Source organism: Anatilimnocola aquadivae (assembly GCF_049819085.1).
Lineage (GTDB): Bacteria > Planctomycetota > Planctomycetia > Pirellulales > Pirellulaceae > Anatilimnocola.
Genome location: NZ_CP187419.1, coordinates 2,647,492 through 2,669,554, shown reverse-complemented (window position 1 = coordinate 2,669,554; position 22,063 = coordinate 2,647,492). Strand labels below are relative to the sequence as shown.

The 22,063-nt window shown below is 58.2% G+C and carries 19 protein-coding genes; 4 read left to right on the top strand and 15 right to left on the bottom strand.

Translation table 11 applies throughout. The features are described from left to right. Positions 1-15: 15 nt before the first annotated feature. The 6 genes from NA78x_RS10840 to NA78x_RS10815 all read right to left on the bottom strand — a co-directional run bounded on the left by NA78x_RS10840 (position 16) and on the right by NA78x_RS10815 (position 5,463). Entirely contained in the window at positions 16-972 is a 957-nt protein-coding gene (locus NA78x_RS10840) for a diacylglycerol/lipid kinase family protein (protein WP_425618463.1), read from the bottom strand. 84 nt (positions 973-1,056) lie between these two features. Further along, complete coding sequence (locus NA78x_RS10835; RefSeq protein ID WP_425618462.1) at positions 1,057-2,142, bottom strand: HlyD family secretion protein; 1,086 nt, start codon at positions 2,140-2,142, stop codon at positions 1,057-1,059. A 19-nt stretch (positions 2,143-2,161) separates the two neighbouring features. Beyond that, the gene (locus tag NA78x_RS10830) at positions 2,162-2,908 is read right to left on the bottom strand and encodes an ABC transporter ATP-binding protein (RefSeq protein ID WP_425618461.1); all 747 of its coding nucleotides are present in this window, start codon (positions 2,906-2,908) and stop codon (positions 2,162-2,164) included. A gap of 18 nt (positions 2,909-2,926) precedes the next feature. Further along, positions 2,927-4,072 carry an ABC transporter permease gene (locus tag NA78x_RS10825; RefSeq protein WP_425618460.1) on the bottom strand — a complete coding sequence of 382 codons (1,146 nt, stop codon included), beginning with the start codon at positions 4,070-4,072 and terminating at the stop codon, positions 2,927-2,929. Beyond that, a complete protein-coding gene (locus NA78x_RS10820) occupies positions 4,069-4,734 on the bottom strand; it encodes a TetR/AcrR family transcriptional regulator (RefSeq protein ID WP_425618459.1) in 666 nt (221 codons plus the stop codon). Before NA78x_RS10820 ends, NA78x_RS10825 begins: the two co-directional genes overlap by 4 nt. A 144-nt stretch (positions 4,735-4,878) precedes the next feature. Then, positions 4,879-5,463: a Maf family protein gene (locus NA78x_RS10815; protein WP_425618458.1), complete on the bottom strand. Its 585-nt coding sequence runs from the start codon at positions 5,461-5,463 to the stop codon at positions 4,879-4,881. Positions 5,464-5,586: 123 nt separating this feature from the next. On the opposite strand from NA78x_RS10815, the gene NA78x_RS10810 reads away from it, so the two are divergent. The 4 genes from NA78x_RS10810 to NA78x_RS10795 all read left to right on the top strand — a co-directional run bounded on the left by NA78x_RS10810 (position 5,587) and on the right by NA78x_RS10795 (position 10,261). Next, positions 5,587-6,558: an SMP-30/gluconolactonase/LRE family protein gene (locus tag NA78x_RS10810; protein ID WP_425618457.1), complete on the top strand. Its 972-nt coding sequence runs from the start codon at positions 5,587-5,589 to the stop codon at positions 6,556-6,558. A gap of 21 nt (positions 6,559-6,579) precedes the next feature. Next, on the top strand, positions 6,580-7,479 hold the full coding sequence (locus NA78x_RS10805; protein WP_425618456.1) for a hypothetical protein: 900 nt from the start codon (positions 6,580-6,582) through the stop codon (positions 7,477-7,479). Positions 7,480-7,797: 318 nt separating this feature from the next. After that, positions 7,798-8,772 carry a hypothetical protein gene (locus NA78x_RS10800; RefSeq protein WP_425618455.1) on the top strand — a complete coding sequence of 325 codons (975 nt, stop codon included), beginning with the start codon at positions 7,798-7,800 and terminating at the stop codon, positions 8,770-8,772. 196 nt (positions 8,773-8,968) lie between these two features. Beyond that, positions 8,969-10,261, top strand: a complete 1,293-nt coding sequence (locus NA78x_RS10795) for a hypothetical protein (RefSeq protein ID WP_425618454.1) — start codon at positions 8,969-8,971, stop codon at positions 10,259-10,261. Between the two features lies 1 nt (position 10,262). Here NA78x_RS10795 and NA78x_RS10790 read toward each other — a convergent pair whose 3' ends face one another. The 9 genes from NA78x_RS10790 to NA78x_RS10750 all read right to left on the bottom strand — a co-directional run bounded on the left by NA78x_RS10790 (position 10,263) and on the right by NA78x_RS10750 (position 21,928). Then, on the bottom strand, positions 10,263-10,616 hold the full coding sequence (locus NA78x_RS10790; RefSeq protein WP_425618453.1) for a hypothetical protein: 354 nt from the start codon (positions 10,614-10,616) through the stop codon (positions 10,263-10,265). A gap of 370 nt (positions 10,617-10,986) precedes the next feature. Next, positions 10,987-11,970: a fatty acid desaturase family protein gene (locus tag NA78x_RS10785; RefSeq protein ID WP_425618452.1), complete on the bottom strand. Its 984-nt coding sequence runs from the start codon at positions 11,968-11,970 to the stop codon at positions 10,987-10,989. A gap of 236 nt (positions 11,971-12,206) precedes the next feature. After that, positions 12,207-13,523, bottom strand: a complete 1,317-nt coding sequence (locus tag NA78x_RS10780) for a hypothetical protein (protein ID WP_425618451.1) — start codon at positions 13,521-13,523, stop codon at positions 12,207-12,209. Between the two features lie 413 nt (positions 13,524-13,936). Then, positions 13,937-14,263 (bottom strand): DUF6793 family protein, encoded by a 327-nt coding sequence (locus NA78x_RS10775; RefSeq protein WP_425618450.1) that lies wholly within the window; start codon positions 14,261-14,263, stop codon positions 13,937-13,939. 612 nt (positions 14,264-14,875) lie between these two features. Beyond that, complete coding sequence (locus NA78x_RS10770) at positions 14,876-16,126, bottom strand: PQQ-binding-like beta-propeller repeat protein (protein ID WP_425618449.1); 1,251 nt, start codon at positions 16,124-16,126, stop codon at positions 14,876-14,878. A gap of 346 nt (positions 16,127-16,472) precedes the next feature. After that, positions 16,473-17,927: a hypothetical protein gene (locus tag NA78x_RS10765; protein ID WP_425618448.1), complete on the bottom strand. Its 1,455-nt coding sequence runs from the start codon at positions 17,925-17,927 to the stop codon at positions 16,473-16,475. A 274-nt stretch (positions 17,928-18,201) separates the two neighbouring features. Then, positions 18,202-19,158, bottom strand: a complete 957-nt coding sequence (locus tag NA78x_RS10760) for an alpha/beta hydrolase fold domain-containing protein (protein ID WP_425618447.1) — start codon at positions 19,156-19,158, stop codon at positions 18,202-18,204. A 274-nt stretch (positions 19,159-19,432) separates the two neighbouring features. Further along, on the bottom strand, positions 19,433-21,232 hold the full coding sequence (locus NA78x_RS10755; RefSeq protein WP_425618446.1) for a DEAD/DEAH box helicase: 1,800 nt from the start codon (positions 21,230-21,232) through the stop codon (positions 19,433-19,435). A gap of 204 nt (positions 21,233-21,436) precedes the next feature. Further along, positions 21,437-21,928, bottom strand: coding sequence for a hypothetical protein (locus NA78x_RS10750; protein ID WP_425618445.1), 492 nt, complete (start codon positions 21,926-21,928; stop codon positions 21,437-21,439). Positions 21,929-22,063 lie beyond the last annotated feature (135 nt).

The window sequence follows — 22,063 nt, the reverse complement described above, 5'->3', positions numbered from 1 at the left end:
AGGGCAAGGCACAAGTCAGGCAGTGGGCACCGCTGATTGTACCGCAGGCGATTGTGGGCCGAGGACCACGGGCAAGCGCGCGGGGTGAGCGACGATGGTCAGTTCGCTCGCCGAAAACTCTTGTCCGTCAACGGCCCAAAAGAAAGGCTGTGGCGAGCGGACCGTCATTTTCTTCACACGCCTCGATAGAATCAGATCGTGCTCGCGGGCGTCACCCACAACGTACGTGAGCGCCAATTGTGCCAGTTGCACGCCAGTTCCTTCCAGCACGATGACCGCATCGAGCAGGCCGTCGTCGAGCAAGGCATTAGGAGCGACCGTCAGGCCCGCGCCGGCACAGCGGCCATTCGCAACGAACAGATTGAGCACCTCCAAGTGTTGAGGCTGCTCGTTGTCGAACTGCACTTCGACTTTGAAGACTTCCAGGTTTTGCAACAGATCGATCGACCCACGCAAAAATACGAAGGCACCCCACTGCTGCTTGACGTCATCGGTGAGTTGCTTGGTGTATTGCCCCGTATTGCCACCGGCGAGCATGTTCACGCCGTAGCGCTGAAAGTTGCCGTCAGGCGATTTGCCGGTCAGGTGAAAAACATCGAGCGGGCGCGGCGTTTCACTCAAAATCAGCGGAGCCGACTCGACCGCCGACAATGGCAAACCCAGCGAACGGGCATAATCGTTGCCGGTCCCCGAAGGGAGCACAGCGAGTGCAACCCCCTCTTTGCCAGTTTGCAGAATGGCATCGGCGACTACGTTGATGACGCCATCGCCGCCCGCAGCGGCAATGCAAGTGGCACCCTGCGCAATCAACTCGCGGGTGAGGTCTGCCGAATGCTGCTCCGATTCGGTCACGCGCACATCGACCCGCTCGCCAAGCTCTGTCTGAATCTGCTCGAGCGAGGCCGCGTTACGTTCAGCAGGCCCCGCCTTCGGGTTCCAGAGAATGGGGATCTTCGCAGGTGGTTGCGTCATGAGAATATAGTTAGGCAGGGTAGCGGTGCTTATTTCGACACGCCGCAGTGCAAATGCAACTGATGTGCCGCCTGCTCGTTAATTCTACATCGACGTGTTGACCACCTCGGGCGTGTGCGACTCGAGAAACACATCCATCTGTTGACCGACAAACAGGGCCTCGGCAGTATCATCGACTTCGTAAATGACCTGCAAGACGCGGGTATCGACTCGCTCGGTGTTGTCTCCAGTGAGTGACCGCTTGGGAACCACATAGGGTTCTACGCGAACATAGTTCAGCTTGATGGAGCGGGTGTTGTTGCCGCGCGCAAAAGCCTTGGCGGGCATCCCTTTGACGAAGCGGGCAATATCCTGCTCGTCGATATCGACACGCACGCGGAGGCGGGCGAGGTCGCCGAGGACGATCAATTCTTTGTTCGGCGGGGCCGAGACAAACTCGCCGGGTCGCACACTCACTTGCAAGATTTGACCATCGACCGGCGCACGAACGAGGCAGCGTTCAATTTCGGTCTTGGTGATTTCCATTTGGGCTTGAGCCTGCTCGATGGCCGCTAGCGCAATGAGTCGATCTGGCTTCCAAGCACCGGCCTTCAGTTCGGCCAATTCTGCGCTTGCCTGTTGTTTTTGCGCGAGCGCCTCTTCGTAGGTCATGCGACGGGTGTTGTTCTCTTCGGCCCCAATCGCGCCCGAGTTTAACAGCCTGGACGACCGATCGTATTGGTCGAGCCACAGTTTGGCTTTGGCCTCGGCCGCATGCAGGCGTGCTTCGGCGGGCGGGACCACTTCGGGACGAGGCATGGCATCGAGCTTGGAGAGTTGCGCTTCGGCCGCCTTCAACGCTGCTGTTTGCCAGGCGAGCTGCGCTTTGAGTTGACGATCGTCCACGCGAAACAGCGGCGTACCGGCGGTCACCTCTTTGCCCACTTCATCGGCTGGCACGAAGACTTCGAGCACCACACCAGAAAGGGGCGAGCCGATCGCGATATTCTGCGAACGAGGCTCGACGATCCCCGCGGCTGCAATCGATTTGAGATATGGATTGCGCGCAGGCATCGTGGGTGGTTGCAGCTTCGGCAGTTCTTGCTCGGCCGAGAGAATATGCAGGATGCCGAACACGAGCATGGAGACTGCGCCCAAGGGCACGACCCACAGAATCGCTTTACGAAACATTTTTATCACTCCTAACGAGCTAACCACTTACGCCGGCTGTCTCCAGCCGACCTTCGGTTTGTTTGCCGACTTCTACTTTTTCCACACGCCCGTCGACCATGTACACAATGCGATCGCCATAGCGATAGACGCGGTTATCGTGCGTGACGACGACGACCGCGCGATCGTGCTGCACAGCGACGCGCGTGATGAGTTGCATCACTGTCTGCCCCGAGGTGGCATCGAGAGCCGCCGTCGGTTCATCGCACACCAGCAAGCGAGGCTGATGGATGAGCGCCCGTGCAATCGCCACCCGCTGCTGTTGCCCGCCCGAGAGTTGAGAAGGAAATGCATTCGCGCGAGCACCAAGGCCTACTTCTTCCAGCACTTCGCGGGCGCGTTTCACCGCTGCGTGTCGATATTCGCCGTTAATCACCAGCGGCACCGAAGCATTCTCGGCAGCGGAAAGCGCGGGAAGCAAGTTGTACTGTTGAAATACAAAGCCGATGTTCTTCGCGCGAAAATTGACGAGCCGCCCGCCGCGCAGTTGCTTCAAGTCTTCGCCGAGTAACTTCACTTCGCCCGCACTGGGATTGAGCAAGCCGGCGATGATTGAAATGAGCGTGGTTTTGCCACAGCCCGAAGGACCAACGAGCAGAGTCATCTCGCCGTAGTTCACCTGCAGATCGACACCGCGCAGCGCCTGGACGCGGGTATCCCCGGTGCCGAAATCTTTCGTCACGCGGCGGCAATCGACAGCGACAGGTGTGTTGATGGGGGCGGTCATAGGGACTCTCAAACTTCCTTAACCACGGAAGACCACAGCCGGTTCGAGCACCAGCACTTTTGCGATGGCAATCAAACTGGTGAGCACAATGATGAATAGAACTGCCACTCCGCAGCCGCCCGCTGCGAGTGGCGTGAGACTGAGACCAGCCAGGTGTGTGATGCCACTGGTCGATTCAAAAAACGCCGCAGTCAGGCCGATGCCAATTCCGTAGCCGAGCACGCCCACGACAATCGCTTGCAGCAAGATCATGCCGACGATGCGCAGATTGCTGACGCCCATGGCCTTGAGCGCGCCGAACTGTTTCAAATTTTCGATGGTGAACAGGTAAAACGTCTGGCCCGTGATCGCGGCGCCCACAATAAACCCGAGCGTGATCGTGATGCCAAAGTTCACGGGAATGCCCGTGCTACCAAGGAAGTAGTAAACGGTCTTCCAGAAAAACTGGCTCTGGGTCAGAGCCATTAGGCCGGTCTGTTCATTGATCCGCTCACAGACTTTTTCGGGATCTTGCCCCGCTTCGTGCTGGACGAGCACAAAGCTCATTACGTTGCGACGATGGGGCACGAAGTCGACCGCCTGGCTATAGCGAGTGTAAAGCACCGGTAGCGTGACGAACGGCGGCGAGGCCTTGCACACGCCCACAAGCACTGCGCGGCGATCGTTCAACTCAAAAGTGCGCCCAATCTTGTACTGCGCGTGATCCTCGGGCCACATGTATTCGTAACCAGCCTTGTCGATGATCACCGCATCGGGCTGACGGAGGTCATCGAGGCTGCCGGCAATCAGCGTTTGAGGTGCGGCGACCATCGTCTCGTCATCCACGCCATAGAGCAACAAGTTGCGCAAGTTGCCGTCTTCCAGGCGAGCGCGGTTCTGACCGTAGTACAAGCGAACCGCCCATTCGACACCTTCCACGCCGCGCACGCGGAACAAATCGGTATCGGGCAGGGCAGGGACTTCGTCGATGTAGCGGCTTTTCTCGTCCATCACCCAGATGCTGCAATCGCGCACATCGGTGATCTGGCTCGCGGTGCGGCGAATGATGCCCATGAAGATGCTTACCTGCTGAGACATCAGCAGTGTCGCGAAAGCCACGCCAAAGATTAGGCCAAAATACTTGGCTCGGTCTCCCATCAGCATCCGCAGTGCGATCCAGGTCATCGTTGCGACTCCTGCTGGGTAGCATTGTTCTTAGCGCCGTGCGTCAGGCCGAGAATCAGCGTATCGATCATGTGTCGCGCGGTCTCACGCACGGGGCACCACGAGACCCAGGGATCTTTGCCGCGAGCTAGGTGCAGCGACACCACGCCATGTGTTCCCGCGAAAAACAGCTGCGCGATTTGATCGGCGTTGGTGAGGTCCGGGCGAAAGCGACCCGCGGCGAGAGCTTCAGCGACTGTAGCGCGCAGGTACGCATAGCAGTCTTGCGCGGGGTTGCCGTGTTCGATCAGTCCGATCTTTGGGAACTGTTCAATCTGGGTGTTCATGAACAGGAACTTGTACGCCGAGGTCTGCTCGAGACCAAAATCGACGTAGATCAGCCCCATGCGTCGCAGCCGTTCGATGGGATCGGTGCCGGGTTGCCCCGCCTGATCGAAGCCGCGGCGAAACTTCATGAACTCGCGTTCGACAAGCTCGCCGAGCAGGGCTTCCTTGTCGGGGAAGTGAAAGTAGATGGCCGTCGGCGAGTAACCGATCTTGGCGGCCAGCTTCCGCATGCTCAGGCCGTGAAACCCTTCCGACAGCAACAGCTCGCGGCACGCATCGAGCATTCGCTCGCGTGTCTCATGCTTCTGTTTCTGACGGCGTTCGACGATCGACATGGATGTTTGCTAGCAGCGGACAACAAAGTGTCTCTTAACAGTGTTATGTTACCTAACACTGTTAACCTGGCAAGCAAATGGGACGCAGTTTCGATCGCAAGTAGCTTATGCACATAGACTTGCGGATTGCCGCAAGATCGGCCGCTAGGGAATCGCAAATCCCATTTCACGTAGATAGCGCGCAACCAAGAGCAGCGGCAGGCCGGTGATGGCCGTATGATCGTCGGATTGAATCGACTCGAACAGACTGATGCCCAGGCTCTCGAGCTTGTAGCTACCGGCGCAGTCGAGTGGCTCATCAGCGGCAATGTAGCGCTCGATTTCGTCAGCCGTAAGCGATCGCATTTTTAGCGAAGTTACGTCACTAAACTTCACGACTGCTTCCGCATGAACCAGGCAAACTGCTGTGATCAGTTGGTGTGTCTTGCCAGCCAGGTAACTCAGTTGCTGACGAGCCCGGTCGGCGGTTTCCGGCTTATTCAGGACCTTTCCTTCGCACACGCAGACTTGATCGCTGCCCAGGATGATCGCGGCGGGATATTGAGCGGCCACGCTGCGCGCTTTGGCTTCCGCCAAGTGTGTTGCCAGCGCTTCGGCCTGCTCAGCAGCGTAGCGAGCTTGAACGGCTGCTTCGTCGACCTGCGGCCCGATGCAGCGGAACGGGATACGCAATCGCTCCAACAGTTCGCGGCGATAGCGCGAAGTACTGGCAAGAATCAGATCAGGCATGAGCTACTCGGGCGATGATGAAAAATCTGCGCGGTTCGATTGGGAAAAGACTCGAAATCAGCCGGCGATGGACATTACACTTTCGTCGTCATTCTGTTGCACCCACCTCTTACAGGCTTACCGATGAAATCTCGTTGCCACGCCGTGTTGCTCGCCATTCTGACATTAATCGCTTCGTTCGTCAGCGGTCTCACGCCGGTTGCACTCGCGCAGGAACTGCCGGATGCCGCGAAGACCAAGACCCACGAGATGTTCCGCGTTCCCAAGTACTGCGAAGGGGTTTGCTTCGATCATGACGGCAAAGGCTACGTGAGTTGGGGCGATACCATCACGCAGTTCACGCTCGATGGCAAGAATCAGCCATGGGCGAAGACCGGCGCGCCAAACGGTCATAAGATTCTCGCCGATGGTACACATCTCGTTTGCGATGCCAGCCAACATGCCGTGCTGCATCTCTCGGCCGACGGTAAGCCGTTGCCACACGCTTCGAAGGAGTGCGATGGTAAGCCGCTGCGCGGGCCGAACGATCTCACGCTCGATGTGAAAAACGGCGGTTTCTACTTCAGCGATCCAGGCGGCAGCAGCCTGAAGGAGCCGATCGGTACCGTCCACTATGTCGACAGCAAAGGTGTGACCACGCTTGTCGATTCTGGACTCGCCTTCCCCAACGGCATTGTCCTCACGCCTGATGGCAAGCAGGTCTATCTGGCCGAGAGCCAGAAAAATATTGTGCATATTTATGACGTCGAAAAGCCCGGCAAGCTGGTGCATCGCAAGAAGTTCGCCGATCTACCTCGCAAGAAAGAAGGGACGCCGCAGATCGACAATCAGCCCGACGGAATGTGCCTCGATGCGGCTGGCAACCTTTACGTCGCCCACTACGGCATGAAGCAGGTTCAGGTCCTCAATCCGAAAGGCGAACTCATTCGTCAATTCGATGGCGGCAACGTCACCACTAGCAACGTCGCCTTCGGTGGTCCCAAAATGGATCAACTCTTCATAACCGGCGGCATCGGCCCCGAAGCGGGCGAAGGCGGCCTCTTTCGCATTGACCTCGGCGTCAAAGGCCTCGTGATTCTTCCCGTGAAGAAGTAACCCTCACACCGAGATGAAGCCATGACTCACTTCAAGCTGCCACTCGTTGGGATTACCATCCTTGCGATAATCTCCTGCACGACTGCGTCGTCATTGGCGCAAGATGACGAGGCATACCAAGAGATTTTCCGCCAAGTCGCTGCGCGAGGCACGGAGATCCAGACCGGAGTCTTCGAAGCGACCGGCGAAATGACTGGGGCTGGCGCTCCACAACCCGACAAAGGAGATTTGGAATTCTTCTGCGCATTCGACTTTCCCGAAGGAAAGATGCGATTCGATCGTTTTTTGAATACGGACGCTCGACTGGTATCAAGGGAATATGCGGGTGGCCAGTTCGTTCAGACCGCCAGCGAGATGATCACCTTTCCGCGATACCTCAAGAAAATTATCATCGGTCCGCTAGAAAGCCGCCCACCTGGTTGGATCGAGATCATCGATGTGCGGGCCTTAGGTCTGCTCGGCAGAGGCGACATCATGAAATCGTTCTCGTTCGAGACGATCTTGTTTAACTACCGAAAGATGCCTGGTGCCGTCGTGTTCGAGGAGCCCGATGGATTGCTCAAAGTCGAATGGACGAATGGCCTTAGCCGTCGAGCGTGCTTCTTCGACAAGGGGAAAGCATACAGCGTCACGCGACACACTCTTTCGACTGCAACACTTAAAGACGGCGAGCCGGACTGGGGCAAGCCACGTGAGGATCACCGGATTACGTACGAGAAACGAGACGATCTGTGGATTCCGAATGCCTGGAGCTCGGTCACTTCTGACTGGTCTGAGAAAGTCACGATCAAATGGAAGAGCCTCAACGAAGCGGTTGATGACAAGTACTTCTCGGTTGAATCACTCGATACGAAGCGAGCGGAGCGAATCGTTGACTTGCGAAGGTCGCCTGCCGGCAGTCGTCCCGCAAAGAATAAGTGAATGGGTATCGCGGCTTCTTTCGGTTAAACGCGTAGACAATGCGCCTGTGCTGGCACTGCGATAGATGAACCGTTCGACTGCTGCGCACTCACGATGGTCGCTGTTGAACCATCGCATGGTGTCGCAGATGCGTCAGCAAGACAGTTAGTAACCGTCTGAATCAAGCGTTTGTCTGTCAAAAGCTCAACACTCGTGCGACTTTCTGACGCACGGGCATCGCAATTGCAACTCGGCCCCAGCCACACGCTTTCGCAATGGAGCGAAAGCACCACCGAGCTAAGTCTCGAGCGGTAAAATCTCGAGCCAGGGAGAGAGAATATGAGTCGATCAATGCGTTGGATTTTCGCGGCACTTGCCGCCGGCATGATGTTTGGCCTGGCCAATGAGGCTTCGGCCCAAATTCGCGCGAATGTTCGCGTGGGCGATGCGAATGTGCGAGTCGGCGGCAACACGGGCTATCGCCTGTACGGTCGACGCCCATGGTTTGCCAATGACGGTGTGCGCCGCCAACTGAAGATCGATGACAACCAATACCAAACGCTCAACAAGACGTACGTTCAATACTGGACGCCTTACAACCAGGCCGTTGTCAGCGTGCCGGCCGACCTCGACGAAGCCGAGCGTCAACGCCGGATCTCCGCCGCTTACGGCACCTTCCATCAAGGCTACTACGACAACACCGCCAAGGTCTTTGTCGATGCCGATGCCCGCAATCGGTACAACCAGCTGAACCTTCAGTACCAAGGTTATGCTGCGTTCAACGATCCGCAGGTGCAAACTCGCTTGAAGCTGACCGACGAACAGCGGCAGAACTTCAATCGGTACTACATCGATTGGAACAAGCAGATGAACACCTACGCGACCGAATATGCTCGCGATCGTGATGGCGTTAGCCGCCAGTTCGGCGATCAATGGAAGCAATCCCGTGCTCGGATCAACGAAACATTGACCCCCGAACAGCGCCGCACTTGGAACGAAATGGTTGGCGAACCACACGACTTCTCGGCCGACGTCTATTTTGACGAAGGTGAAGACGCCCGGGATGATCGTCGTGACGACCGTCGCGACAATCCTCGCCGCGATGACCGTGACGCACCACGCAACGATACGGGACGTGACAATCCGCCACGTAACCCAGCTCCTGGTGCTGGCCCCCGCGAGAATCCTCCTCGCAACCCGGCTCCCGGTGAAGGTCCTCGCGAAAACCCACCGCGCAATCCGCGCGCTGGCGATCGTGAACCGGCCCCGCGAGATCCAGCCCCTCGCGAACCTGCTCCTGCGAATCCTCGCTAAGTAGTTCGCTGGGAAGTGGAAGTCAGAAAACGATAACAGCGGCCGAGCGACACCTTTGCGTGTTGGCTCGGCCGCTTCGTTTCTTGAATGAGACAGCCGCGACGCAATAACTGGACATTGACATCCAGTTATCAGCGCGATAGCCTAGGATTAGGAAGCTTCCCACCTGCAGCCTCCCCCGCCCAACGAGGATGTCATGCTACGACCGACGTTCTTTACCGCCTCATTCGCATCGATCATAACGGCCTTGGTTCTGCCATTGGTCCATGCGCAGGAGTTCGAACGAGAACCCATCGAGTACAGCAAGCGAGAGCCCGCCAATCGCGTTTCGAAGTTGGCAGACGAACTGGCGACGGGCAAGCGAACGCTCAAGTTCGACGAAGAATTTGGCTACTTGCCAGCGATCATCGAAGCGCTGCAAGTCCCGAAGAGTTCGCAGATGCTGGTGTTCTCGAAAACGAGTTTGCAGCGGAATCGCATTGCGCCGCGCACACCTCGCGCGCTCTACTTCAACGACGATACCTACGTCGGACATTGCCGTGCGGGAGACGTGCTCGAAATCTCTGTCGCCGATCCAGCACTTGGCGCGGTCTTCTACACGCTTGAGCAAGATCCTGAGGTCGCCCCGCGGTTCATTCGTCAGGCCGAGAACTGCCTGATCTGCCACGGTTCTTCGTCGACTAAGGGCGTGCCCGGGCATGTGGTTCGCTCGGTCTATAGCGATGCGCAGGGCCAGCCGATCTTGTCATCGGGCTCTTATCGCACCGACCACACCAGTCCGTTCGAACAGCGGTGGGGCGGCTGGTACGTTACCGGCACACATGGCAAGCAAACGCATTTGGGCAATCTCATCGTGCGGGGCAAGACGCGACCGGAAGCTGCCGACAACACTGCCGGTCAGAATCTGACGGACTTGTCGGCGCACCTTGATACCAGCCACTTTCTTACTCCTCACAGCGATCTCGTGGCACTGATGGTGCTCGAACACCAAGCGGCCGCGCACAACTACCTGACGCAGGCCAGCTTTGGCACGCAGCAGGCGTTGCATTTCGATCGCGCGCTCAGTCGCGACTTGAAGGAAGAATCAGCCGAGCTACGCGAGAGCACCAAGAGTCGCATCAAGAGTGTGTGCGAACCGCTGGTCGAGTATTTTCTTTTTCACGAAGAAGCACCGCTGACGGAACGCGTCTCTGGTACCAGCGAGTTTGCGGCCGAGTTCGTACGACAAGGTCCGCGCGACAAACAAGGCCGTTCGCTCCGGGACTTTGATCTGACGAAGCGAATGTTTCGGTATCCGTGTAGCTACCTCATCTATTCGGAGAGCTACACCGCACTTCCTGCCGAGGCCAAGAAGTATGTCGTTCGCCGGTTGCGCGAGATTCTCAGCGGCGAAGATAAGAGCGAGAAGTTTGCTCATCTCTCGGTGAGCGATCGAACAGCGATCCTAGAAATCCTGCGCGACACGCATCCCGATTTTGCAACTGAATAGACTACCGGTTTGTGGCACTCTCGTCTGATTGCGACTGCAGTTGGCCTCGTTCTGCCGAAGATCGCCGATGTTGTCCAGCGAGCGGTTCGTGCTCGCCATCGAGCGTCCAGGTCGGATAGCCGGCCATATCGTCGGCTTCATCCGTCGTCTTGGTCAGCAAGCGAAGATGGTTGGGCAGGTTCGGTGTGATTGGATCGCCGGCGACATCGCGCAGAAAGCGGCGCACTCCCGCAGAGAGATGCGAATAGGCAGAATCCTGGTCCCGAGATTTGTTGGTCGCTAACAAAGCTCCGAGAATCAAGCCCAGCGTGGTGCCGACACAGAGGCCGGCCAAACCAATCAAAACAACGCTCATTCCAGTTAGATCCTTGACTGAGCGCTAAAGGGGACACCGTCATCTAACGGTGTTAGCAAGGAAGCAAACGAATCACGTTCAATTTATGGGAACTTGTTGTGAAAATTCGCTGCATGCGACCCTACAACTGAAATATATGCTACGGGTGCCTCATGTCAACTTCGCCGCGCGGTGACGTTCGCTCGCGAAGCATTTCTCGCAATCGCGACGAGCGTTTCGTGCCGGCTAGCACCACTCTAACAGCTGGAACTTATGACTTAAGGGGATTGCTGTTTTTCCCCATCGAGAATTTTTGACATTCGCAGACAATGAGTTTTGCGGTGACAAGAGTGGTCACGGCGGGTAGAAGTTTGTTGCGATTGCGGCAGTGCTAATCGACCTGACCGGTGGTCACCATCGTGGTATTGGTCCCGGCTTCACCGAGTTCGACATCGTCGGACGTGAGGTCATGCGTCAGGCCCGCTGGGGGATCGTTCGCCGCGCGGCCAATTTGCTGTGTGCCACAGGCTGGCCAAAAGAGAGCCAGAAAGAAGTTGCGAAACCAATACAGCACGACGTTCTTCTGCTGCAGTTCGCCATCGATTTGATGCGCGATTTTGGCATGCTCTTGTGGCGTCTTGCTCCAGTGCAAACCAGGCTGGTTGTGATGCACGGTGTGATAGCCGTTGTTGAAGAGCAAAAAGTTGATGATCGGCCCCACGAAGTTGCGCGAGTGGTTGTGCTTTGACCACGGGTCGGTGTGAACATGCTGCTCGTAGTTGAAGAACATGATCACCCAGATGCTGCAGAGCGCGGGAATGCCAACGCTCAGGCCCCACAGCACCGTGCCGCGACGCCAGCCGTGCAGCATGACGCCCGTCATCCACACACTGAACCACAGACCGAGCCATACGATGTACTGCCACTGAATGCGGCGCAGCAGCTTCGGGTTCGTGGCCCTGGCTTTGGCGAGAAAGAGATTTGTCGGTACCGCCTGGTGATAGGCGGACACAAAGAAGTAGCTCCAAGCGACCCACAGGTTATGCCGGTCGGTGTAACGCCAGGTGATAGAAGCATCGCCCGCGCGGTTGACGTGCTTGTGATGATTCAGGTTGTGCGTAGGGACCCAAACGAACGTCGGGTAGCCGTAGAAAAACGTCAGCACGTGTCCCAGGACGCCGTTGCTCCGTTTACCGCTGAACACAGGGCAGTGATTGTGATTATGGGCAATCACGCCCGCGCAGATCGCGAAGTAGATATTCAGCGGGAAGAGAAAGAACACCCAGTGCGAGTGCGTGTACTCCAGAACCAAGATGCCCATTGCCAAGAACAACCAGAGAAGCGCCTTATAGTCGGCTGCGTAGCGTGGCAACAAGCGATAGCCCCTCCTTATGCAAAGATTCCTCGTGAGCCCTTCGATTCTAGGGGGCACGTGGCCGAGCCGTAAGGAGCAAAATGACTCGCCGGTGAAAGTTGCGGAGATTCGTTTCGCTGGCAAGTCTCGTAACTATCAACGAAAAAGACCCACGAGTTTCTACAACTCGTGGGTCTGACACAGCGAGGGGGAATCGCGGTCCGGATTCGTTTCGCTCGTTCGTCGATTACCACTGCCTAGCGGCGGATGGCATCTTCCGGTTCGGGAGTCGGCGCGGGAATGTTGGCGACCTTGGTAGCCGTCATATCGTTTCGCTGCGACAGCTTGCCGGTTTCTTTCCACCACGACCATTGGCCAACGGGCGTACCTTCGCGGTAGTCGCCAGCGATCTGCTTCAGACCGTTCTGGTGCCACCAGGTCCACGTGCCGTCTTGTTTGCCATCGACGTACGAACCTTCCATCTGCTTTTGGCCGTTCGAGTAGAACCAACTGGCCTTGCCCACGGGGAGGTTGTAGCGGAACTCACCTTGGCGGGCGAGTTGACCGTTCGCATGCCAGATGCGGAACGAACCGAACTTCTCGTCCTGGCCGCGAACTTCAAACGTGGCCAGCGTAGCGTTGTGGTAGTTGTCGGTGGTCTTCACCACCAGCGGAGCAAACAGGTAGTAGATCTCCGACTTCTTATGCTCGGCATCGTAGTACTCGATCTTCGGCGCGAGCTTACGGCCGTGCGTGTAAGACTCCTTGCCCAGCAGCGAAGCATCGGCACCCCACTTCATCACGTCGCCATGCACGCGGCCATGATCGTAGGAAGCTTGCGAGAGCAACGTGCCGTTGGGGTAGAACCAGGCAGCTTTGCCGTGGCGATTGCCGTTGGCGAATTCGATTTCGCTGATCTTCCGCTGCTTGGCATCGGAGATGGTCCATTTGCCGTGCAGTTGGCCATCGACGAAAGTGGCTTGCGAAGTGAAGGTCGGTTGAAAGTCGCGATAGGGCGAGCTGGTCAGCAGAGCGGTTTCGCTGCCGCGATAGTAACGCTTCCAGGTTCCCGAGGCTTCACCCTGCTTGTGATTGCCTTCGCAGATCAACTGCCCGCGTTCGTCATACTGACGATAGACGCCATGCAGCAGGAAGTTGCCATCACGATCTTGTGCCACTTCGCGCTCGACCTTGATCGTGCCGTTGGCGTATCGTTCCTTCACCAGTTCCGTCACGATCTCGGGCGAGGCATCGTCGTTGCTGGCTTCAGTTGTCTCAACAGGTGCTGGACCAACGCTTTCGTCGGTGATCCGAACCTTCGACAGCCGGCTGGAAGGAGGCGCGGCGAGTGGAGGAGCCAATTCGACTGCCTGCAGTGGCTCGGCCACCGGAGTGAGTTCGGCGGGCTGGGCAGGAGTTGGTTCGCCCAGGGGTTCGAGAGGCGCTGCAGCGGTTGGTTCGTTCGAGGGAACAGGAACCGGAATGATCTCTTGGCCAGCGACGGGCTGAATCATCCAGCCGGCGGCGAAGCACACGGATAGCGAGAGTCGCATCCAAGGCGAGGTGACTTTCATCAGGCACTCCTTTGCCAATAATCCGATGGCGGGACTGACCACTGAGGGATCAGCATGCAGATCGGCAGAAAATGATCAGGCAGGGCAGCGCCGAGATCGGCTCGATCCCGGTGAATACCACCCAAGCACGGTAGGCTTGCAAGGCATGCTCGGGACAAGCCCGAGAACCCTTACGTTCGTTTTCGACGGTCGCCGTAGAAAGATACAGAGTTTTGCGACTTACCGTCACGCGCGGAACCACGCGGAAAGACACCGCCGCCCGCAGAGTTTAGCAGGGCGGCTGCTAGCAGCATGCTTGGATTTCTCCCGCTCCTGCGGCGGCGGTTCATTGGCTTTGGCGCTAGCGAGCCGCAGAACGGCATCCAGGGAAGGCGGAACTGTGTGAGTACACTTGTTGCCAGCCGGCAAAAAAACTACCAGCCCATGACCATGTTCGATTCGATCACTTTGCGGGCATGTTCCAGGTCAGTGCCCGTTTCGTGCATGTACAGGCGAATGGCGTGCACCTTGTCACCCGACGACTTGCTGAGGCAGTCGCGGGCGGTGGAGCAAACATCGACCTTCTTCGTCGTCAGGCCGAGAGCGCCCTTCGAGATGACCCAAGTATCGCGAGGCCGCTTGGTCAGGCGGATGACTTTATCACCTGGGTAGGCCTCGTGAACGACGCCGCCCGCAGCGGTCTCGTCAACAGCCCAGGTGATGATGATGTGAGCGTCCGTTTCAATCTCAAACAGTGGCATGACAGTCTCCTTCCCTAAACTAAGAACGCCGGGAAGTGTCGCCCCGCTGCCGGAATTGGTTCAGCGAAGACAGGCACCCAAATACAGGCCGATTGCTAGGCCCTGGAATCGGCAACTGCTGCGACCCTACCGTGTTGGGGCTTCCCAGCAGCTGACCGCAATTCTACCACATTCACTTCTGCCAAGGTTCGCCCATGCGTGGTTCATTTTCAAGCCCCGCGCGGTGAAAAAGGCGAAGTGGAGAGGGTCGGGAGGCGAGGCGTGAGAGGCGAGGGAATGCAACGATCCATTTGGGTTAGCAATCTCCCGTCTCCCGTCTCCCGTCTCCCGTCTCTCGTCTCTCGTCTCTCGTCTCCCGTCTCCCGTCTCTCGTCTCCCGTCTCCCGTCTCCCGTCTCCCGTCTCTCGTCTCTCGTCTCTCGTCTCTCGTCTCTCGTCTCCCGTCTCCCGTCTCCCGTCTCCCGTCTCCCGTCTCCCGTCTCTCGTCTCCCGTCTCTCGTCTCTCGTCTCCCGTCTCCCGTCTCCCGTCTCCCGTCTCTCGTCTCTCGTCTCTCGTCTCTCGTCTCTCGTCTCTCGTCTCTCGTCTCTCGTCTCTCGTCTCCCGCCCCTCTCCTCACTGCCCCAGGCAATACACCGCTTCGTTCGAGCGCAGCAGCAACTTACCGTCGACTGCAACGGGGCTGCCATTAAAGACGCTGCCATCCAGCGGAGCATTGTGGGCGATGAGCTCAAACTGGGGCTTCGCCGCCACCACATACACGCCGTTGTTCCGGCTGACGTAATAGATCTTGTTACCGGCTAGCATCGCCGAGGCATAGATCAAGTCGGGCCGAGGTTCCAGCCGTTGCTCGTAGAGCACTTCGCCGGTGGTGGCATTGGCGCAGTAGGCCACGCCACGGCTCTCGTGCGTCCAGTACAAGTGACCGTCGTGAAACACGGGCGAGCAAACATTCGAGCCGCGCTTCATCTCCCACAGCACGGGCACATCGCCGCGCCCACCTGCCTTCACCGCCACACCCATGCCTGAGCGAGCACCAATCGCATAGATGACGCCGTCGTGGGCAATCACGCTGGGGCACACATAGTCTTGAATGCCCGGCGCTCGCCACAGAGGCTTGCCGTTCTCCGGGTCGTAGCCTTGCAATTCGCCTTGGCTGCTGAGAACCAATTCCACCTTGTTGCCAGGTGCCTTGACGAGGATCGGCGAGTTCCAGGCCTCGCGCACGCCTTTCTGTGTCCAGGCGATGGCCCCCGTTTTCTTGTTGATCCCCACGAGCGCTCCGCTCTCGACGCTGGCGTTGACGATGACCGTGTTCTTGTACAGCACGGGAGAAGTGGCCGAACCCCAACTGTGCTTGTTATCGCCCACCTTGCAGCCCCAGCGAGGCTTGCCGTTCAGACCGAGGCAACCGACACCACTCTTGCCAAAGAAGACATAGAGCGCGTCGGCATCCGCGGCAGGCGTGCTCGAAGCGTATCCGTGCAACGCCTGAAAGCCCTGAAATTGCTCCTCTGGAAGTAATGCTTTCGCCGGAAAGGTCCATTGCTGCTTGCCGGTTTTCAGATCGAAACAGAGGACGTGCCGCTGCAAAGCACTTTGCTCGCCCGGATCGTTCTCGTTGATGCCATAGCCCGAATAGCTGGTGAGATACACCTTGCCCGCTGCCACAATCGGACTGCTGCCACCGGGACCAGGCAGCGGTGCCTTCCAAAGCAAGTTCTCGGTCGCGGTCCACGTCGTCGGTACATTGGTCGTCGCAGCCACACCGTCTTGCATCACGCCCCGAAATTGCGGCCAATCTTCGGCACGCACCACGGTCGCCAGCGAAGCAAAAACCATCACGATCCAAAGTTTCGTCTGCATTTTGTCTCTCATCGCTGCCTTTGATTTGCCGGCTTTCAGCCAATCCCGCGAACGCCATTTCACCAGTATGGTCGCCAGTGGCCGAGACCTTTCATCGCTGGCGAAATTTTCTGCCACTTCGCTGCGACCATCACCAGTTTGTGTCACGGGCAGGCCACGAAGCGATGTTACCGTTTCGACGCCTGATTCAACCAACTTGTCCAACGAGCAGGCTGCTAATTGGACACGGATTCGCGCCGCGCTCGAGAGATATGCAGGGTCGTGTCCAAATAAGAACTTCTTAATTGGACACCCCTCTTTTGCGGTTTCCTCGCTTGCTCGTGACGGAAGCCGGCCAGAGCTGGGCTTACTTGTTCAGCGTCGGTTTCAGGTCGGCATCCGGAACAATCGCTGGCGGCGCGAGTGCCGGCGTCGTCACGGCCGGGTCGTCGTCGCGCAGTTCTTGCACGTGAGCCGTGATGAACAGGTACAAGTGAGCCGAGTCACCCGTGGCGGAGGCGAAGGTCATGCCGCCGATGAGCGTGGGCTGACCAACGGGCACGCGCAAGGTCGTTTCCAATCGTTGGGTTTGCAACACCGGACGATCGAGTGCCTGAACGACTTCGCGCGGCACGACACCCATTTTCTCAACATCCACCTTTTCGACTTTTTCCAACACGCGGGGGGTGGAAGCCAGGAGCGAGACTCGACTATGAACATCGAGTGCCACGTACTTCACATTGCGTGTGGCGAGCGGAGTGATCTGCAGCGTTGCTCCTTCGTGGACCGCGCGCATGGTCGGGCGATACGCAGGGAGGGTTTCACCACCTCCCACGACGGGCTCCATGCCCGCTACCACCAGACGTTGAGTTCCGGCCTGGGTAGCGACCGTTTGCCCGTTGTAGCAAGTGACCACCGAGTGATAGCCACTCCCCACGCCCGGCTTCTCTGCTGCCGCGGCAAGCAGTTTTTTCCAGGCCTCGGCCTTAATGCTGTGGAGCGAAACCTTGCTCGCGGCTTGTCCTGTTTTGTCATCAGGTGCCGGCAAAGCTGCCGCTTCGTTCAACTGCGAGGGGGTCAGCCAAAGCCAGTTCGCCTGCAAGCTGATGGTGCGCAGCGAGCCCCAGCGCGACCGAAACAGGTCGATGAGACCCGTGATTTTCGCGTGCGTTTCGGTGGTGGTCGAAATGAGGAGCGAGGTACCAACGGCAGAGATCGTCGAGCGGCCACCGACGTCGCTCCAGCCTTCAGGGTCGATGGTGCTGGTGAGCGTGGAGATCAAACTGTCCATTGAAGTCCGCACGTTTGCCGCCGGTGCCCCCGACATGCCGCTCGCTTGATTGAGCGTACTCGGACGACTTCGATCGATGGTCGCCGGCTTGGGCGCGACTTCCGGGACCGAGAACATGCCGCCTCCGCCGCCACCAAATCCACCACCGCCAAAACCTCCCGATTGAGCAGCGCTCTCGCCCACGTGCGGAAACACCGGCAAGAGTTCGCCGCGTTGCAACTCGTTCGGCTCGTACGCCGGATAAGAAGGAGCCACGGTAAAGAGGTCGCTCAAGTCGTAAACCTTCACGACCAGGCGAGCTTCTTCTTCGTCGCGCAAGCGACCTCGCGACGAACCGATCTCGGTCACCTTGCCGCGCGCTTCGTCCGCTCGTTCAATCGTCCGCAGTTGCGACTGCAGCTTCTCGAGTTGCGCCCGCAGAGCACTCGCATCGCCGCCCGGAGCCTCCCTTTGCGCGAACGCGTAAGAAGTCGGGCCACACAGGGCCACGCAAAGAACGCACGACCAACCACCACGCTGCCAATTCAACACAGGGCACCTCACTTAGAAGAGAGAGGAAAATCAGGAAGTGCAGACCAACTGCTCGGACCAACGACACTCGACGGGTGAGTGTCCCGCTCATGTTCTTCGTCCGCAGCAGTCGTTGCAACCCTTTACCTGATGGTGCCCCTGGCAGGCGGTATTGTATTCTTAACCCGCTCACCTCGGTACTCCGGGGAGTTCAAGGTTTAAGGTTGGGAAAGCCAATACGGTCTCTTGCATTCAACCTTGAACTTTAAACCTTAAACCTTGAACCAATCGGTCGCTATTTCTTCTTCGCGGCTGCCGGCGGTGCTTCAATGGCCTCGCTGGATACTTCGACGCTTTTGCCAAGCAGGTGTTTATCGAGAAAGGTCTTTACGCGTTCTTCGACTTTTGGTCCACCGATACCGTGACCGCCACCGGTGATTTTGACAAACGTCGTCGACACACCGGCCTTCTGTTGGGCCGCATGCAGGCGCTCGGCTTGATTGATGGCAACTGTCCGGTCGTCGGTGCCATGCAGAATCAGAAATGGCGGATCATCGGCGGTGACGTAGGTGACGGGCGAAGCTTCTTTGGCGACATCTTGTTTCTCGCTGAGCGGGCCGCCGAACAGTTTGTAAACCGATCCGCCCGGTTCATTCACCTTCGGGTTGTCTTTTGGGATGGCCAGAAAATCGCTCGGGCCGCAGAAATCGACGACGCAAGCCACGCGGCTGGAAGCATCGGCTGAGCCATTCTTCCCTTCGAGTTCTTTCACGTCGCCACTGGTGCCGAGCATGCTCACCAGATGACCACCAGCGGACGAGCCCATCACGGCGATCTTGTCGGGATCGATGCCAAGCGACTTCGCATTGGCTCGCACCCAGCGAACGGCCGCTTTGCAATCGTGAATCTGGCCGGGCCAGGCAGTTTCGTCGGTCAATCGATACCCCACCGTCACACCCACGTAGTCGCCGGTGGCCACGATGCCGGCCAAGCGACCAATGCCGCTGGTCTTGTTCCCATTCTGCCAGCCACCGCCATGAATCCAGACGACGCAAGGCCGTGGCTTATCACTCACTGCTTTCGGTTTGATCACATCCAGCTTCAGGCTTCGCTCACCCGCTTTGCCGTACTCGACATCGGTTTGAATCTCCAATTTCTCGCGGGCCGCCATCGGCGACAGCCGCTGGGCGAAGGCCGACGAACCAGAAAGAGCAATCAACGCGAACACGCACACCCAAAGACGAACGGACATAAGCAGGCTCCCGCAGACGACCAGTGAACATCCCCAGCGATGAAACGCCTCTTCATGATGAATGTTCCGCTGCGATTATTGTGCGCCGCGTTCGCCGGCGATCATCACGCCCCCGCCCCTGCGGCGGGGGTTCATTGGCTTTTGCGCTCGCTTGGCGGAATGGCCGGCGGACGATCTTAGGCCGCCGGGTAGCGCAAAAACCGTTAAACCCCCGGGGCAGGCCCGGGGGCGGAAGGGAAAAATTGGGGGGGCGAGAAGGATGAGATGTAGAAGCCTACGCTGCGGCCTTGATCGGGCCCTTCGGCGTGCGGAGGTTGAAGAGGCCGAAAATGTCGCTTTGGTTAAGGCCGGCGCTCGAAGCTCCGCCGGTCTGATCGATGACCGCGGAGAAGAGTTCCCGCTTGTGATTCAGCACTTCGTTGATCCGCTCTTCAATCGTGTTCATCGCCAGCATGCGAGTAACTGTGACTGCACCCTTGGCACCGATGCGATGGGCCCGGTTGATCGCCTGATCTTCAATGGCCGGGTTCCACCAGCGGTCGAACAGAAAGACGTATTCGCAGAACTGTAGATTGAGTCCGACGCTGCCGGCACCGTAGCTCATAATGATCATGTGCCGGTCTTTGTTCTCTTTGAACTCTTTCAGAATTCCGTCGCGCTTGGGCGACGGGATCTTGCCGTGATACTCCAGCGGGTTGAACCGCGCGAGAGCAGGCTTCATCTGATCGATGGTCTTCGTCCATTGGCTGAAGACGATTGCCTTCTTGCCGCTGGCCGCGACTTCTTCCATGTCGGCTTCGAGCCGTTCCAGCTTGGCGCTGGAGCCCGTGAGCGGATCGAAGTTGCAGATCTGCTTGAGTCGCAACACGAGCTCGAAAACATTCTGCACGGTGATCTGGTCACCCATGTTGTTCAGGTTGATGACTCCCTCGTCCTCGGCCATCTTGTAGGTCGCCCATTGTTCGGGCGTGAGGTCCAGTTCCGCATCGCGGAACATTTTCGGCGGCATATCGGTCAGCACCATGTCTTTGGTGCGGCGCAGAATGTGATCGCGCACGAGCTCGGCAAGCTTCTTCGCGGGCAATCCCGTTTGCAGATAACCGGGAGAAAGGAACTCGAAAATGCCGACCAGATCGTCGGCGCGATTTTCAATCGGCGTGCCGGTCAGAGCCCAACTGCGAGTGCGACTGATCGAGCGAACGATCTCGCTGGTGGTGGCACCCACGTTCTTGATGCGTTGGGCTTCGTCGAGCACGACGAGATCGAAGTGCAAGCCGGAATCAAGCACATCGCGGTCGCGCATCAGCAGTTCGTAGTTGGCGATGGTGACCGGCGCGGTCGCTTCGGTCCATTGCCAGCGGCGTTTGTTGGAATCGCCTTCGACAATATTGATCGGAATCTCAGGAGCCCAGGTTTGAAACTCGCGTCGCCAGTTAGTGACCAGCGGCTTCGGGCAAACGAGCAGGCAGTTGCGAATTTCTCCCGCGCGGACCAGCATGCGAATGGTCGTAATGGCCTGCATCGTTTTGCCCAGGCCCATTTCGTCGGCCAGCACCGCGGTATAACGCGGATACATGAAGGCGATGCCCTGAAACTGATACGGAAAGGGCTCAAACGGAAACGTCAGTGAGCCATTCTTCACCAGCGATTCGAGTGGCGGCTGCAGGACGTAGTACAAGCGATCTTCCAGCTTGACGATGTCGCCGGGCGGCTTGATGCGCGTGAGCTTGTTGGCTTCGGGCTTCCCTTCGGTTTCACCTTCCGCCGTTTCGGTTGCTTCCGTGCTCTCGGCAGTAACGGGCTCCTGCGCGGGTTGCTTCGGCTCTTTCGGCGGCGGTGTCTGGAAAAACGAGGGGCACTCGGGAAACGTGAAGCTGTAGACTCGCGGCAACGTGCGCGGAATTTTGAGCGCAATCACCTTGATGGGCTGGCCGGCGATATCGACCGTGCTGGTCTCGATGCGCGGCGCACGCGTGAGTGCTGTTTGCCAGCCAAGCGCGAAGGTATCGACAGGGAGCGACAGATCGCTGGCTTGCAGCGACAGGCTTTGATTGGCCGAGGGCATCGCATCCATGCTTCGCACCTGTGTTATTTCAAACTCCCTCTCGTCGGTACTCCGGGGAGAGGGCCGGGGTGAGGGGAGAACTGTGTTCGTCGCGGCTATTGTGTTTGGTTCATTTGTCTGATCGCTGGGGCGAATTTAAGTTTGTTCGCAGGTCTGGAAGCCCCCTCACCCTAACCCTCTCCCCGGAGTACCGAGGCGAGGGAACCAGAAAGATCACGCGGCCTGCGGTCGCACGCTCTTCTGGGCTTCTTCGAGCGCTTCGCGAATGCGCGCGAACGGTTCGGACAAGTCGATGCCATCGACGAGCTGCGAGTGAAAGGCCCGCGCGGCCTGTTCGTCGGCTGCGAACCTCGCGGCAACCGCAATTTCGTTCTTGCCGAGTTTGAAGCGGCCGCCGAACAGCGTCTCGCTGTCGGCGTTTTCGTTGCCACCCAGCACGAGCAGCAAAGGCTTCTCGATGAACTCGCGGGCTGCCAGGCAGGCGGCAAAGTCGGTGCACACGAGAGCCACTTCGTTCTTGGCCTTGCCGATCAGCGTTTGGCCGATCTGTTCACCATAGAGATAGGGCCGAAGTGTGGGGCCGTACAAGATCTCTTGAGCGCGGTTGGCTTTGACGGGCGAAGTGCAATGAAACTCAAGCGGGCGACCAGCATGATTCAAAACGAGGTAACCGCCGAACAGGCCCATTTCGGGGTGTTCGGTCACGGTAAGAAATCCCAGGGCAGAGGGTGTCCGGCTATCAGCGGGCATCAGGAGTTGGCTCAAGGGTGAAGCGGCTGGTCAGGCAGGGTTTGGTGGCAGCTATCATAGCTGGCTGCCAATACGCGGCAGTTCGCGCGG